This window comes from Burkholderia sp. Ap-955, from assembly GCF_011753045.1.
GTDB lineage: Bacteria > Pseudomonadota > Gammaproteobacteria > Burkholderiales > Burkholderiaceae > Burkholderia > Burkholderia lata_D.
The window spans coordinates 87,220-100,012 of sequence record NZ_VWWH01000019.1; the positions used below are offsets into that span (position 1 = coordinate 87,220).

The 12,793-nt window shown below is 64.2% G+C and carries 16 protein-coding genes and 1 tRNA gene; 7 read left to right on the forward strand and 10 right to left on the reverse strand.

What is annotated here, in order from left to right; translation table 11 throughout:
• Nucleotides 1-7 precede the first annotated feature (7 nt).
• The 5 genes from F3J15_RS13875 to egtB form a co-directional block, all read right to left on the reverse strand.
• The gene (locus F3J15_RS13875) at nucleotides 8-397 is read right to left on the reverse strand and encodes a hypothetical protein (protein ID WP_166891685.1); all 390 of its coding nucleotides are present in this window, start codon (nucleotides 395-397) and stop codon (nucleotides 8-10) included.
• Nucleotides 398-585: 188 nt separating this feature from the next.
• On the reverse strand, nucleotides 586-840 hold the full coding sequence (locus tag F3J15_RS13880; protein WP_089444709.1) for a hypothetical protein: 255 nt from the start codon (nucleotides 838-840) through the stop codon (nucleotides 586-588).
• A gap of 43 nt (nucleotides 841-883) precedes the next feature.
• Nucleotides 884-1,186 carry a hypothetical protein gene (locus F3J15_RS13885; RefSeq protein WP_069246721.1) on the reverse strand — a complete coding sequence of 101 codons (303 nt, stop codon included), beginning with the start codon at nucleotides 1,184-1,186 and terminating at the stop codon, nucleotides 884-886.
• 294 nt (nucleotides 1,187-1,480) lie between these two features.
• Nucleotides 1,481-2,494 (reverse strand): L-histidine N(alpha)-methyltransferase, encoded by a 1,014-nt coding sequence (gene egtD, locus F3J15_RS13890; RefSeq protein WP_089483152.1) that lies wholly within the window; start codon nucleotides 2,492-2,494, stop codon nucleotides 1,481-1,483.
• Entirely contained in the window at nucleotides 2,478-3,701 is a 1,224-nt protein-coding gene (gene egtB, locus F3J15_RS13895; RefSeq protein WP_089444706.1) for an ergothioneine biosynthesis protein EgtB, read from the reverse strand. Before egtB ends, egtD begins: the two co-directional genes overlap by 17 nt.
• Nucleotides 3,702-4,265: 564 nt before the next feature.
• Here egtB and F3J15_RS13900 point away from each other — a divergent pair.
• Nucleotides 4,266-4,742 (forward strand): carboxymuconolactone decarboxylase family protein, encoded by a 477-nt coding sequence (locus F3J15_RS13900; RefSeq protein WP_166891689.1) that lies wholly within the window; start codon nucleotides 4,266-4,268, stop codon nucleotides 4,740-4,742.
• The gene (locus tag F3J15_RS13905; RefSeq protein WP_166891691.1) at nucleotides 4,742-5,623 is read left to right on the forward strand and encodes a sigma-70 family RNA polymerase sigma factor; all 882 of its coding nucleotides are present in this window, start codon (nucleotides 4,742-4,744) and stop codon (nucleotides 5,621-5,623) included. Before F3J15_RS13900 ends, F3J15_RS13905 begins: the two co-directional genes overlap by 1 nt.
• A gap of 102 nt (nucleotides 5,624-5,725) precedes the next feature.
• Here the strand turns inward: F3J15_RS13905 and F3J15_RS13910 are convergent, their stop codons facing one another.
• Nucleotides 5,726-6,229 carry a DUF2628 domain-containing protein gene (locus F3J15_RS13910; RefSeq protein ID WP_166891693.1) on the reverse strand — a complete coding sequence of 168 codons (504 nt, stop codon included), beginning with the start codon at nucleotides 6,227-6,229 and terminating at the stop codon, nucleotides 5,726-5,728.
• A gap of 308 nt (nucleotides 6,230-6,537) precedes the next feature.
• Nucleotides 6,538-6,614 (reverse strand) — tRNA-Val (locus F3J15_RS13915).
• 587 nt (nucleotides 6,615-7,201) lie between these two features.
• Between F3J15_RS13915 and F3J15_RS13920 the strand changes: the two genes are divergently transcribed.
• The 3 genes from F3J15_RS13920 (at nucleotide 7,202) to F3J15_RS13930 (ending at nucleotide 8,913) form a co-directional block, all read left to right on the forward strand.
• The gene (locus tag F3J15_RS13920; protein WP_166891695.1) at nucleotides 7,202-7,462 is read left to right on the forward strand and encodes a hypothetical protein; all 261 of its coding nucleotides are present in this window, start codon (nucleotides 7,202-7,204) and stop codon (nucleotides 7,460-7,462) included.
• Nucleotides 7,463-7,492: 30 nt separating this feature from the next.
• A complete protein-coding gene (locus F3J15_RS13925; RefSeq protein ID WP_240159072.1) occupies nucleotides 7,493-7,690 on the forward strand; it encodes a hypothetical protein in 198 nt (65 codons plus the stop codon).
• A 662-nt stretch (nucleotides 7,691-8,352) separates the two neighbouring features.
• Complete coding sequence (locus F3J15_RS13930) at nucleotides 8,353-8,913, forward strand: hypothetical protein (protein ID WP_240159074.1); 561 nt, start codon at nucleotides 8,353-8,355, stop codon at nucleotides 8,911-8,913.
• Nucleotides 8,914-9,161: 248 nt separating this feature from the next.
• Here the strand turns inward: F3J15_RS13930 and F3J15_RS13935 are convergent, their stop codons facing one another.
• Both F3J15_RS13935 and F3J15_RS13940 read right to left on the reverse strand, forming a co-directional pair.
• On the reverse strand, nucleotides 9,162-9,920 hold the full coding sequence (locus F3J15_RS13935) for an anti-sigma factor (RefSeq protein ID WP_166891699.1): 759 nt from the start codon (nucleotides 9,918-9,920) through the stop codon (nucleotides 9,162-9,164).
• Entirely contained in the window at nucleotides 9,917-10,438 is a 522-nt protein-coding gene (locus F3J15_RS13940) for a sigma-70 family RNA polymerase sigma factor (RefSeq protein ID WP_021162275.1), read from the reverse strand. Before F3J15_RS13940 ends, F3J15_RS13935 begins: the two co-directional genes overlap by 4 nt.
• A gap of 156 nt (nucleotides 10,439-10,594) precedes the next feature.
• Between F3J15_RS13940 and F3J15_RS13945 the strand changes: the two genes are divergently transcribed.
• The gene (locus F3J15_RS13945; protein WP_166891701.1) at nucleotides 10,595-11,689 is read left to right on the forward strand and encodes a catalase family peroxidase; all 1,095 of its coding nucleotides are present in this window, start codon (nucleotides 10,595-10,597) and stop codon (nucleotides 11,687-11,689) included.
• The gene (locus F3J15_RS13950) at nucleotides 11,689-12,219 is read left to right on the forward strand and encodes a cytochrome b (protein ID WP_166891703.1); all 531 of its coding nucleotides are present in this window, start codon (nucleotides 11,689-11,691) and stop codon (nucleotides 12,217-12,219) included. The genes F3J15_RS13945 and F3J15_RS13950 overlap by 1 nt, the downstream gene beginning before the upstream one ends.
• A 166-nt stretch (nucleotides 12,220-12,385) precedes the next feature.
• Here the strand turns inward: F3J15_RS13950 and F3J15_RS37570 are convergent.
• On the reverse strand, nucleotides 12,386-12,793 hold a 408-nt coding region (locus tag F3J15_RS37570), incomplete at its 5' end, for a hypothetical protein (RefSeq protein WP_205190803.1).

The following is a 12,793-nucleotide window of genomic DNA, read 5'->3' on the forward strand; positions in this document are numbered from 1 at the left end:
GCTGCGCTTAAAGCGTGCGGCCGAATGCGTGGTGATGCGAATGATGCGTGGACGTCGACGCGTGTGTGGTGTGGCCATGCGCATGTCCGTGCGTGTGACCGCGGCCCGGCTGCGCGCCGGCGCGATCGGCGATCGTGTCGGAGCGGTCGGCCGCGCGCGACAGGCCCTTGTCGCGGTCGCCCGCGTGCATGCCGTTCGAGTTGCTCATCGCCTGGCCACTCATGTGGCCGGCGGACATGCCGCCGGCATTGCCGCCCAAACCACCTGCACCGTGACCGCCGCCACCGCCACCACCACCGTTTCCACCGCCATTGCCGCCGGCTGCGGCATACGCGGACACCGTGCCGAGCGCGAGCAGCGCGGCCGTCAGTACGGACAGATATCGTTGCTGTTTCATCTTGTGCTCCCTGGAGCGCGTTCGTGTGACTGCATTCTATGAATGCGCCAGATTCGCGCCACGCGACGTTGTAAATGATCGTAACGATGCGCGCGGCGCGCATTCGTCGGATCAATCCGGATCGTGCGTGGAGGGGGAACGAGGCAGGCGGGCGCGGCGCCGCAGCGCCGCCCCGGTAACGATGATGCCTACTGCGCCGGCTGCATGCCCTGCGCAGCGGCCTTGTGTTGCGCGGCCTGCTCCTGCGCCTGCTTCTTCGCCATGTGGTGGCCGACGATACAGCCGCCAACCGCGCCGACGACCGCGTGGTGCCCCGCATAGTGGCCGGCCACACCGCCGACCACCGCGCCCTTCATGCAGCCCGCCGCGTGCGCGCTGCCGATGGTGGCAAGCGCAACGATGGCCGCGGTGGCACCCAGCCTGATGTGTCGAATGGGCATCATGTTTTCATTCTCCTCGTGTGGCGATCAAGTCGAGCCGCTCCGCTCAATCCCAGCGGCCGCCACGCCAGCCGCCGCGATCGCGCCACTCGTGCTCGCGCCATTCATGGCGACGCCATTCGTGTTCGCGCCATTCGCGCCGACGCCAGCCGTCGTCACGCCAACCGTCGTCGCGATAGCCGACCGGCGCGTACATGACGGGCGGAGGCGGCGCCACGTAGACGGGCGCCGGTGCCGCGTAGGCGGGTACACCGATGCCGACCGACAGGTCGACGTGGGCCGATGCGACGCCCGAAGCTGCCAGCGCCGCTACACCGAGAACTGCACCGAGAATGAGTTTCTTGTTCATCTCGCGACTCCCTGCACGTGTCGTGCGTCATGTGAATACGGTTCGGAGTCTAGGCACCGGACGCTGACACAGGTGAAACGGGTATGCGAGACAGGTAACGGGCGTTTACGGGTTCCCGCAAAGCCTTGCGGGACAAGGAAGAGGCGGCACTCCAAACATCGTTGCAGCGGTGCATCGGACCGGTAAAGATGGGATTTTCGGCACGAACCCGCGCAATCGACACACGCAGGCGCGTGCCTGGATACGCCGAAAGCGAACCGCCCGCACTTGATGCGAGCGGTCCGCAAGCGCGCATCACGCGCGGATATCGTCGACGCTGCGCAGCCAGTGCACGCTGAACAGGTTGTCCGCGTCGGTCCACACGGTATCGGGCGCGAATCCTGCGCGGCGCGCGATCGCATGGAAGCCGTCGATCGTGAACTTGTGCGAATTCTCGGTGTGGATGCGTTCGCCGGCATCGAAGCGGAACGCGTGGCCGCGTACGTGCACGGTCTGCGCGATGTCGCTGACGAGATGCATCTCGATGCGCTGCCGCACGCTGTCGTAGAACGCGCAATGCGAGAACGCGTCGACGTTGAAATCCGCACCGAGCTCGGTGTTCGCGCGCACCAGCAGGTTCAGGTTGAACTGCGCGGTCACGCCCTGCGCATCGTTGTACGCGTCGTGCAGCGTGCGCTCGTCCTTCACGAGATCCGCGCCGACCAGCAAGCCGCCGCCACGCAGCAGCCGCGCGGCATCGCGCAGGAACGCATCGGCTTCTTCCGGCGCGAAGTTGCCGATCGTCGAACCGGGAAAGAAGCCGATGCGCCGCGCCGGTGTCGCGGTCAGCTCGGCCAGTTGCTCGGCCTTCGTGTAGTCGGCTGCGATCGGTGCGACGTCGAGCCACGGATACGCGGCACGCAGCCGCGCGGCGGCGCCGTGCAGGTAGTCGGCCGAGATGTCGACCGGCACGTAGCGCGCCGGCGCGTTCGCATAGTTGCCCGCGAACGCGTCGAGCAGCACGCGGATCTTCTCGAGCGAGCCCGCGCCGAATTCGACGAGTTCCGCATGCGGGCCGACTCGCCGCACGATCTCGGCTGCGCGATCGCGCAGGATGCCGAGCTCGGTGCGGGTCGGGTAATACTCGGGCAACTCGCAGATGCGATCGAACAGCGTGGAGCCGGCCGCATCGTAGAAGTATTTCGGCGGAATGCTGCGCGGCGTACGCGACAGCCCGTCGATCAGGTCGCGCTCGAACGCGCTCGGCCGCGAATCGCGGGCGGGTTGCTGGCCACCGCTCGTGGCCGTCCGGTCAGACGTCTCGCGCAAGTCGCACTCCCGTGAATTGCCAGCGCGCGGCCGGCGGAAAGAAATTGCGGTACGTCGGCCGTTCGTGCCCGGGCGGCGTCGCGATGCTGCTGCCGCGCAGGACTTGCTGGCCGACCATGAACTTGCCGTTGTATTCGGCAGCGACCCCGACGAGCGGCCGAAAGCCCGGGTACGGCTCGTAGGACGAGCGCGTCCATTGCCACACGTGACCGAGCATCTGCCGGATGCCTTCGGCGGGGAACGCGGCTTCCCATTCGAATTCGGTCGGCAGGCGCGCGCCGGCCCATTCCGCATACGCGGCCGCTTCGTAGAAGCTCACGTGGCACACCGGCGCGTCGGGTGCGAGCGGCTCGACGCCGTGCAGGCCGAACGTGCGCCGCACGCGCGTGGCGGCCGCGTCGTCGTCGTCGGGCATCCAGTACGCGGGCCCTTGCCACCCTTCCCGCTGCACCGTGGCCCAGCCGTCCGACAGCCAGAACTCGGGGCGCGTATAGCCGCCATCGGCGACGAACGCCGCGAATTCCGCATTGGTCACCAGGCGGTTCGCGATCTCGTACGGCCGCACGAGCGCCGTATGGCGCGGCCGTTCGTTGTCGAACGAGAACGCCTCGCCGTCGTGGCCGATCTCGACGAGCCCGCCCGGCTGATGCAGCCAGTGCTGCGCGCCGGCGTCGCCCGCGGCCATCGCGCCTGTGTCCGTCCCGTTGCGTGGCCGGAATGCCGGCTTCAGCGGGTTGCACGAGAACGCATGCAGCATGTCGGTGACGATCAACTCCTGATGCTGCTGCTCGTGATGCAGGCCAAGCACGAGCTCGGGCGCGATCGTCTCGAGCAACGCCGCATCGGCGCCGGCCAGCGCGCGGAGCATCGCGTCGTCGACGTATTGCCGGTAAGCATGCACCTCGTCGAGCGACGGGCGCGTGAGCAGCCCGCGTTGCGGCCGCGGATGGCGCGGGCCGAGCGCTTCGTAATAGGAATTGAAGAGGAACTGGAATGCCGCGTTGAATGGCGCGTAGCCGGGCACGCGTCGCATCAGCACGACGGTTTCGAAGAACCAGGTCGTATGCGCGAGGTGCCATTTCGTCGGACTGGCATCGGGCATCGACTGCACGGCCTGGTCCTCGGCGGACAACGTCGCGGTCAACGCGACGCTATGGGCGCGCACGTCCTGGTAACGGCGCTGAAGCTGTGATGCAAGGAGGCTCATCGGTTTACCGTCCACGTCGCGATTCGCTGCGTTGCGTGTTGCCGGAAAAAGGAAAGCCTTGCGCGTGATGCGCGCGGCTGACGTGCGACCTGCTGCTGCGTCGTCGGGCAGCCGGCGCGCGCGCCGGGCCGCGGATGCGGCGTCACTTCATCTGCCCGTGCAGAACAGTATGGGCCAGAAATGTGAATGTTGCAGATCGAGATGCGGACGAAACGGCAGATAAATGTAAATGAAAGCAACCGATCACCTGCCAATTGCTGACATCAGCGCGTATCGAGGGGCATGCGGAGGGGCATGCGTCGGCCGTTGTGATCGACGCACGCCGCGGACGTTCGCGCGGCCGTGATCGTCTCCAGGACGTGAATGCGGAATCGTCTGACCAGCACGGGCGCGCGGAGCATGCTCGCCGCGTTCATTGCGTTCGACGAGCACCCTGCCCGCCGTTGCCCTGCGGCCTTCCACGTCGATCCGCTCGCCGGCTTCGAAAAAAATTTTGCGTCGATGTCACACGCGCGGGGGGCTCGCTCGTCATATCACCGGAACCCACACGAAAGGAGAAGGACCATGACTGCGAAACTCAACCCGTTTGCCGCCGCGCCTGCCCTGATGAAGGACTGGATGACCGTCTCGGTCGCCGCCGCGCAGAGCCTCGAGCCGACGCTGGTCGAGCTGGTCAAGATCCGCGCATCGCAGATCAACGCATGTGCGAACTGCATTAACATGCACACGGCCGAAGCGCGCGAGCAAGGCGAAACCGAGCAGCGCATCTACCTGCTGTCCGCGTGGCGCGAAGCGCCCTGCTACACCGACCGCGAACGCGCGGCGCTCGGCTGGACCGACGCACTCACGCGACTGTCGGAGGGCCACGCGGCGCACGAAGCGGCCTACGCGGCGCTGAACGACCACTTCAGCCAGGAGGAACAGGTGAAACTCACGCTGATGATCAACGTGATCAACGGCTGGAACCGGCTCGCGGTCGGCTTCGGGCTGTGGATCGAGCCGGCCGACGCAAAGGCCGCCGCCGCGAAGATGGTGGCCTGATGCCGAACCTCGACCCGGCCACCGGCAGCGCCGAAGCACGGGCCGATGCGGCGGCGAGCTTCGACCCGCTGCGTCGCACGCTGATCCGCGTCGCGTACCGGATGCTCGGTTCCGTCGCGGATGCCGAGGACATGGTGCAGGAGGCGTTCATCCGCTGGATGGACGTCGACCGCACCGAGGTGCGCGTGCCTGAAGCGTTCCTGCGCCGCATGGTGATGCGCATGTGCCTCGACCAGCTGAAGTCCGCACGGCACCAGCGCGAGACCTATGTCGGCCCGTGGCTGCCCGAGCCGGTCGTCGAGGAAGACGAACAGGACGACGTCACGCTGCCGCTGCTGCTCGCGCTCGAACGGCTCTCGCCGCTCGAACGTGCGGCGTTCCTGCTGCACGACGTGTTCGGCCTCGAGTTCGACGAAGTGGCCACGACGATCCAGCGCGACCCGGCCGCGTGCCGGCAGCTCGCCGCGCGGGCCCGCACGCATGTGCGCGAGGCGCGGCCGCGCTTCCATGTCGAGAAGCAGCGCGGGATCGAATTGGCGGAGGCGTTTTTTGCGGCATCACGCAGCGGCGACATGCGCGCGCTCGGCGCGATGCTCGCCGAGGACGTGAGCCTGCACGCGGATGGCGGCGGCAAGCGCCCGGCCGCGGGCATACCGGTGCTCGGCTTCGAGCGTGTGATGAAGGTGCACGAGTACCTGGCCAGGCTGTTCGCCACGCATGCGTCGAAGCTCGTGCGTGCGGGGTTCATCAACGGGCTGCCGGGTTTCGTTACGCAAGAAGCGGACGGCGAGCTGCAGACCACGGCGCTCGAGATCGAGGACGGGAAAATCGTCGCGATCTATGTCGTGCGGAATCCTGACAAGTTGAAGCATCTGCATTGAGTGCGGCGGGATCACGCGTCGGGTGCCGTGCGCGTGCGCGGCCGCGACGCGACCGGTTTCTTCGCCCTGCCGCCCTGCTTTACCGGCCGCCGGCGCCTGCGATCAATACGTCCCGGCCACGATGTAGATCAGGAAGCCGAGCAACGGCGTTGCGATCGCAAAACCGGCGGCCGCGAGCCAGTTAGTGCCGCCCTGCGCTTCCAACAGCGCGAGCAACGATTCGCGGGACGTCGCGCTCGGGCGCAGCTTTTCGATCCTGCGTTCGACGTGCGTCTTGTAGAGGCTGTTCCCGCACCAGCCGAGCGTGACCGCGATCCCGATGGTGACCGGGTCGAGCGTGCTCGATTCGAAGTATTTCGGGAAGAACAGCAGCTCGACCAGCGTGATCGCGAGCGACGCGCCAAGGACGGCCGCCGCCTGCCAGTACATGCATCGATATGCCATCCACACCGGGCCCAGGAAACAGGCGGCCCAGTTCCACGACTGCCGGTTCTTTCGCGACGCGGCGATCTCCCACTTCTTTTCGAACCAGGCGGCTTTCTTGCCGACGTAAGCGGCGATCTCGTCGTTGCTCGCGGATGATGTGGCGGTCGTGACGTCGGACATGGTCGTGTGCTCTCAGTCGCGCGGATCGCGCGTCGTTGTTTTGATGTGTGGGAAACCAGGCGACGGTCGGAACCACCGCTTCGATGCGCACACGATTCTACGCGCGGCGCAGTGGCCGTTGTATGGCCGATCGAGGTGTCGGTGAGGAAGGATGCGATGCCGCGGATCGCGCAACGCATCGGGGCGACATGCGTTGTTTCGGCCGGAAAAAGAAAAACGCCACGCGATGTTGCCGCGTGGCGTTTGTATGTTGGCGAGCCGCATTGCCTGTAGGCAAGTTGTGCTGCCAGACCCCTTCATTTGTTCGTTGGTAGGCTCGATTGGATTCGAACCAACGACCCCCACCATGTCAAGGTGGTGCTCTAACCAACTGAGCTACGAGCCTAAGAAGCCGCGAATTATAGAGAGGGTTTTTGAGGAGCACAAGCCCCTTCGTGAAAATTTTTTGAATCGAGGTGCGCGAGGGCCGACGATCGATGTTGCCTCGCGATGCCGGGAACGTTGGTTTCACCTGTTCGCATCACAGCAAAACGCGTCGATGCGCTGTGATGTTATCCACATTGCCCTCTGGATAACCATCCGGCAAGCCTCTGGATTCACAGTGGAGCGATTGAGGATATGTCGCCGCGGCTGTGAATCGACGAAAAGTTGTTCTGTGCTGCCGGGAGCTGTTCACGTCGCGCACCCAGGGTTATGCATTCTGCTTCCCGTCGAGAATTCATGGGGTTAGGGACGTTATCCACTGTGAGGCACAGGGTTTGTTAACTATCACTACGTATGTATACGAACTCTGTTAACACCTTTGGATAAGCACAGTCCGTCGACTGTGATCCGGGCAGGATATGCACTGCGTGCGGTGATCGGATGAACGAAGCGGCGAGCTGTGAGGGCAGCGGACGATGCCCGAGCCGCTGTATTTGTAGAATCGCCGGCATTCAGGATCCGAAGGCCTGGTGCACAGGCTCACGACAGATGAGCGATTCCTCGTTGACCCGGCTCGACGCACTTGATATCGATGCTGTCATACGCCGGTTGCAGCAACACCCGGGCGACATCGTGTTCGAGCAACGCGTGTCGATGCCCGAAGCCGATGTCCTGTGTTGCCGCTACAAAGGCGAGCGATTCAACGTGAAGTTCGATCTCGACTATGGAGTGTTCGTCGATCGCGTCGGGAAGCTGTCCGGCGAGGACGTCGCAAAGATCGTCGGATGGCTTGTGAAAGAAGCAGGGTGATGACAGTGGATGGAACCGGCGAGGCAATCAATGAAGATACCGGTCGACGAGATACTGGTGACGGATATTGCCGGCCACGTCGTGGTTGTCGTGACCGACGGGATGGCTGCCGCCGATGTGCTGACGCAGCTGGGCTTCGCTCGACAATCCGATCGCTGGGAACGCGCGATCGCGGACGATACCGACCGCCAGACACTCGTTGCTGCGCTTGTCGATTTCGACAAGTGACTTTGGAGACGATGAAGGTGGTCAGCCTTCATATGTGGATAACCGCGGCACAAAACGATGCGAAACTCTGTGCGGGCAAAAGGTGAGCGTGTGCCCTGATCTCGGCGAATGTTGACCTTGATAAGCCGATCAGTGTGTTCGAGCACGCGACTGTACGGAGAGCAGCAAGCCCTGAGAACGGAGTGCATGCGGAGCGTGCATCGGGTTTCGCGCGCTTGTCCACAGCGCGTATGTGTACAACTCGCACACCCAACCAGTCGAATCGCTGTGCCCCGGACAGGTGAGCGCCATGCCTTCGACCATGCGAATCAGCCCGAACGTCTTGTCTGACAGGGATTTTCCGGAATAGCGCAGGCGATGTGGAGCGTGCTCGCGCGATCCGTCGTGATGGAATGCCTTGTGGATATCGAGCAGCCAACGCACTCGAAATCCTGTGCGTTCAACGGGTGAGGGTACGCGAATTCGGCGAGGACGTTCGCGTTACCTCACGGGTCGTGGATATTGCACTTTCATACAACTCGACTCCACGATTCCCGGTGCGGTTCAGACACCGACTCGGCTAGCGTCCGAGAGAAGGCGGCATAGAGCAGGACAAAGTCGCACGGCGAGGATGATCGTTCGCTATGCTGCCGGTGACAACGCACCGATTCCATCCGAGACACATGAGCGCAACTGCACGGACCATTCTCAAAGCCATTCTGAGCATCCCCATTGCCTTTGGGCTCGCCTATCCCGTTGTCTATCCCTCCGAAGACGGAGGCGTTCTCGGCGAAATAGCGGTGCTTGGGACGATCGGAAGCATCGTCGTCATCGCTGTTTTCCTGGCTCTGGTCTATGCCTACGCGAGCGACCTCAGGACTACCCTGAAATCGGTCAATCGAGGATCGCGTGTGGCCGAACCCAACAGCGTCTGGCTGATGTTCCTCTTGCCCTACAACTTCATCGAGGACTTCTTCATTATTTCCAACGTTGCGAAGTCTCTGGAAGCGGAGTCTCGTATCAATCCGGCTCTGTCGGGTTTGCGCTCGTTCGGCCGGATCAGCGGCATCGGGTGGTGTCTTGCCCAGGTTCTTTCGTTGATACCCAATACCATTGGCTCCATCGCTGGCGGCGTCGCGGTTTTCCTCTGGGTTTGGCACTGGGTGTTTGTGCGCCGGACGAACAAGATGCTTGCCGGCAGCCAGGTCTCGGTGGCGACTCTACCTGGACGGACAGGATCGTAGCCCGCCTTGGAAGCCAGATCGCTTACCCGTGATCGATGTGGATATCCTGTTCCGCGGCGACTCGAAACCCTGTGATTCCAAAGGTGAGGGCGCCGGCGTGGCCTCGATGTGAATAACAGCCAGGGAAAGTCAGTCGAAACGCTGTGCATTCGAATGGGGAGCATGTGCCCGTTCAAGCCTGCCGGGCCGCCCCACCAAAGGCGCTGGCGGCCACCACCAACCGCCAATCGGGCGCGCATCCTGCTACTTCAAGTCTGCTGATCGAGCGCCTGCACGACCGCTTTCTCCCCGAGACTCCCGGCCGGCCCGACCACCGCATAGTTGAGCCCATTCACCGATCCATATCGCGCGAGCAACGCACCATCCATGCGTTGCCCGGCCGGCAACAGCCGATGTTTCGATTCCGCCGGCCGGAGATAGAAGCTCAGCATCCGTCCGGCCTCGTCCTCATAGAGCACCATCGCAGCAGTAGCGCCGCTGTCCGTCGTGAACAACCGCCCACCGACCGGCCTGAACCCCGCCGCACTCAAATCCGGCAGCTTCGCCGATGCGCCCACGCCTTTGGTGAGCCATCCCTGCAAATCGCCCGCACCGGTCGGCCGGTAATCGACCTTCGCCGTCCGATCGACCACCATCATCTGATAAGCCTTGACCGCATCGCTCATCGGCGCGATGGGCGGCGCCGCGTTCCACCCGCGCGCCTGCCATCCGCCGAACGTCCCGAGCCCGACGCAGAACACGAACGAAGCCGCCATTGCGAACCGCATCCGCGAGCGCTCCACCCGCCGGCCGCGAATCGCCGCCGGATCCAGCGCCGGGTTGTCCGCCGGCATTCGCACGCTCTCAAGCGCGGCCCGCAACCGCTGCGCATCCTGCTGCCATTGCTTCACCTGTTCCGCGCGTTCAGGATGCAGCGCGAGATAGCGCTCGACCGCGGCACGCGCATCGTCGTCGAGCTGGCCGTCGACATAGGCCTGGAGGTCGTGTTCGTTCGGAGGCGTGTTCATTTTTTCATCAAACGCAAAGAAGGAGCGGGGAGCTCGCCGTCGCTCAACTGGCGCAGCGCCTGGCGCGCGCGGGAGAGCCGCGACATCACGGTGCCGATCGGCACCTCAAGCAGGTCGGCGACTTCCTGATAGGTGAAGCCTTCGACCGCGACGAGCAGCAGCAGGCTGCGCTGCTCGTCGGAGAGCCGGCCGAATGCTTCGAGCGTCGCGCGCGCCGCGAATTCGCGTTCGGCGGACGGCCAGTGCGCTTCGTCGTCGTCGCGGATGCGCCCAAGCAGCCACGCGTAGCGCTTCGCGCTGCGCTTGCCGTCGAGAAACTGCCGGTACAGGATCGTGAAGAGCCAGCTGCGCAGCGACGCGTCGTCGCGGCGGCTCGTCCAGCGCGACAGCGCGCGCTCGAGCGTCGACTGGACGAGATCGTCCGCTGCGTGGACGTCGCGCGCCAGCCAGAGCGCGAAGCGTCGCAGCCGGGGGATGAGTTCGCGCAGCGCGTCGTCGTCGAGGGCGGTAGAGGGCATGGCTAGGCCGGTTGCCGAATGGGTCGAGATGCCACGTAGGACGCCGGTCGGCGCCGCTTATTCCACCAGCATACGAAAAAACTTTTCGTGGAATAAAGCGGTGCGGGCGGCGTCCTACGCGGGTTCGACAATGACCTGACGGTCGGGAGCCTATATATGGAGCGATCTTCTTCCTCTTCTTCGCCGCAGCGCGAGCCCGGGCGCGGGTGGTGGCGCTGGGCCGCGATCGGCGGCGCGGTGGCCGGCGTGGCCGTGGCGTTTGGGTATGTCGGCGGCTGGCTTGCGCCGGCGCGTCTGACCCCGCACCGGATCGTCGATACGTTGCAGACGGCCGGCGGCGGCATTCATCCGGGTTTCCGGCGCAATCACGCGAAGGGCGTGTGCGTGACCGGTTACTTCGAAGGCAACGGCGCGGCGAGCGCGTATTCGGTCGCGCCGTTCTTCAAGGCGGTGCGCACGCCGGTGGTCGGGCGGTTCGCGTTGCCGGGCGGGAATCCGTATGCGCCCGACAGCAGCGTGCCGATCCGCAGCCTCGCGCTGAAGCTCACCGCGCCCGATGGCGAGCAATGGCGCACCGGGATGAACGCGATGCCGGTGTTTCCGGTCGCGACGCCGCAGGCGTTCTACGCGCAATTGCTGGCGACGCGAGCCGATCCGAAGACGGGCAAGCCCGATCCGGCGAAGGTGAAGGCGTTTTTCGGTGCACACCCGGAGACGGCCGCGTTCCGCGAATGGGTGAAGGGTGCGAAACCGAGCGCGAGCTACGTCACCGAAAGTTATTACGGATTGAACGCGTTCTACTTCGTCGACGCGGCGGGCAAGCGCCAGGCGGTGCGGTGGCGCGTCGTGCCGGAGCAGACGGCCGGCGCCGGCGACGTCGCAACGGCGGCGGACCCGAACGTGTTGCAGCAGGACGTGACGCAGCGCATCGCGGCCGGTCCGCAGAAGTGGAAGCTGCTGGTCACGCTGGCGGAGCCAGGCGACCCGGTGGACGACGCGACGAAGGTCTGGCCCGCGCAGCGCCCGACGATCGATGCTGGCACGCTCGTGCTCGACCGCGTGGAGGCGCAGGACAGTGGGCCGTGCCGAGATGTGAATTACGACCCGACGGTGCTGCCGCAGGGGATTCAGGCGTCGGGGGACCCGTTGCTGGCGGCGCGGTCGGCTGCCTATGCAGATTCGTATCTGCGCAGGACGAGTGAAGAGGCCGGGGTAGCGGGCGCGGCGCGATTGAGTGGGGAGGGACGGTGATGAAGGCTTCGACGACGTTTGGCTTGCCGGCGCGGGTGCTGCACTGGGTGATGGCCGCGATGATCATCGCGATGCTGTTCATCGGGGTGGGTATGGTGGCGTCTGTCTCTGAGCGGCATGCGCTTCTGGTGGCGATCCACAAGCCTCTGGGTATTGCCGTGCTCGTGCTGGTTTGCGTGCGGATCGTGGTGCGGGTTCTGTCGAAGCCGCCGGCATTGCCCGAGGATCTGCCGTGGTGGCAGAAGGTTGCCGCGCGCGGGTCGCATCTCGCGCTGTATGCGCTGATGCTCGCGATGCCCCTGATCGGGTGGGCAATGCTGTCGGCAGGCGGGTACCCGGTGACGTTGGGCGGTGGTGTGCAGCTGCCGGCGCTGGTGTCGGCTGATCCGGTGACGTTTGCCTGGCTCCGGGTCGCGCACCGGGTGCTGGCGTATCTGTTCTTCGCGACGTTCCTCGCGCACTTTGCCGCTGCGCTGTATCACGGGCTGATTCGACGCGACGGCGTAGTGAGGGCGATGGTGGGGCGGTGAGCGGCGGAGGATTGCGCTCGATGCGGCGGGGCGGTTCACGGGCGACCGAGGCTGCTTCTGCCGTGTCTCTTATATAAGACTATTAGAGAGGTCCGGCGACCCCCGGCACCGCATGTCAAAATAATTTCACAAAAGGGGTTGCGGAGACTGGGGCAGGTGCTTAGAATCACGCCTCTTTCGCGCTAACGGAAACGCAGCGCGGGGGAAAAAGAGAAGTGGTGCTGTTGATGTCGGTTTTAACGACTCCAGCGCAAACGGAATAAAACCGCAGTCGTCGCAACGAAGTAGTTAAAAAAGTTGTTGACGGATTTAAAAAAACGGTTGATAATCTCGCTTCTCTGCTGCTGAAAACGCAGCGCTGCTGAGAAACACGAAGTTCCTCGCAGAAATGCTCTTTAAAAATTAACAGCCGATAAGTGTGGGCGCTTGATGAAAGCGAGCTGATCTTCGGATCAGATAGCGAAAGTATCAAGAGTCTCACACTAAAGTAAGTCAGGTTTATGAAGTGATTCATATTCCTGTCAGCTTTGAGTGAGCGACCGGTTCTTAACTGAACCGAAAACAGTAACAGGTT

What these genes read in the sequence shown, in the direction of transcription:
- F3J15_RS13875 (WP_166891685.1), bottom strand. Translation starts at nt 397, where the DNA reads ATGAAACAGCAACGATATCTGTCCGTACTGACGGCCGCGCTGCTCGCG.
- F3J15_RS13880 (WP_089444709.1), bottom strand. Translation starts at nt 840, where the DNA reads ATGATGCCCATTCGACACATCAGGCTGGGTGCCACCGCGGCCATCGTT.
- F3J15_RS13885 (WP_069246721.1), bottom strand. Translation starts at nt 1,186, where the DNA reads ATGAACAAGAAACTCATTCTCGGTGCAGTTCTCGGTGTAGCGGCGCTG.
- egtB (WP_089444706.1), bottom strand. Translation starts at nt 3,701, where the DNA reads ATGAGCCTCCTTGCATCACAGCTTCAGCGCCGTTACCAGGACGTGCGC.
- F3J15_RS13900 (WP_166891689.1), top strand. Translation starts at nt 4,266, where the DNA reads ATGACTGCGAAACTCAACCCGTTTGCCGCCGCGCCTGCCCTGATGAAG.
- F3J15_RS13905 (WP_166891691.1), top strand. Translation starts at nt 4,742, where the DNA reads ATGCCGAACCTCGACCCGGCCACCGGCAGCGCCGAAGCACGGGCCGAT.
- F3J15_RS13910 (WP_166891693.1), bottom strand. Translation starts at nt 6,229, where the DNA reads ATGTCCGACGTCACGACCGCCACATCATCCGCGAGCAACGACGAGATC.
- F3J15_RS13920 (WP_166891695.1), top strand. Translation starts at nt 7,202, where the DNA reads ATGAGCGATTCCTCGTTGACCCGGCTCGACGCACTTGATATCGATGCT.
- F3J15_RS13925 (WP_240159072.1), top strand. Translation starts at nt 7,493, where the DNA reads ATGAAGATACCGGTCGACGAGATACTGGTGACGGATATTGCCGGCCAC.
- F3J15_RS13930 (WP_240159074.1), top strand. Translation starts at nt 8,353, where the DNA reads ATGAGCGCAACTGCACGGACCATTCTCAAAGCCATTCTGAGCATCCCC.
- F3J15_RS13935 (WP_166891699.1), bottom strand. Translation starts at nt 9,920, where the DNA reads ATGAACACGCCTCCGAACGAACACGACCTCCAGGCCTATGTCGACGGC.
- F3J15_RS13940 (WP_021162275.1), bottom strand. Translation starts at nt 10,438, where the DNA reads ATGCCCTCTACCGCCCTCGACGACGACGCGCTGCGCGAACTCATCCCC.
- F3J15_RS13945 (WP_166891701.1), top strand. Translation starts at nt 10,595, where the DNA reads ATGGAGCGATCTTCTTCCTCTTCTTCGCCGCAGCGCGAGCCCGGGCGC.
- F3J15_RS13950 (WP_166891703.1), top strand. Translation starts at nt 11,689, where the DNA reads ATGAAGGCTTCGACGACGTTTGGCTTGCCGGCGCGGGTGCTGCACTGG.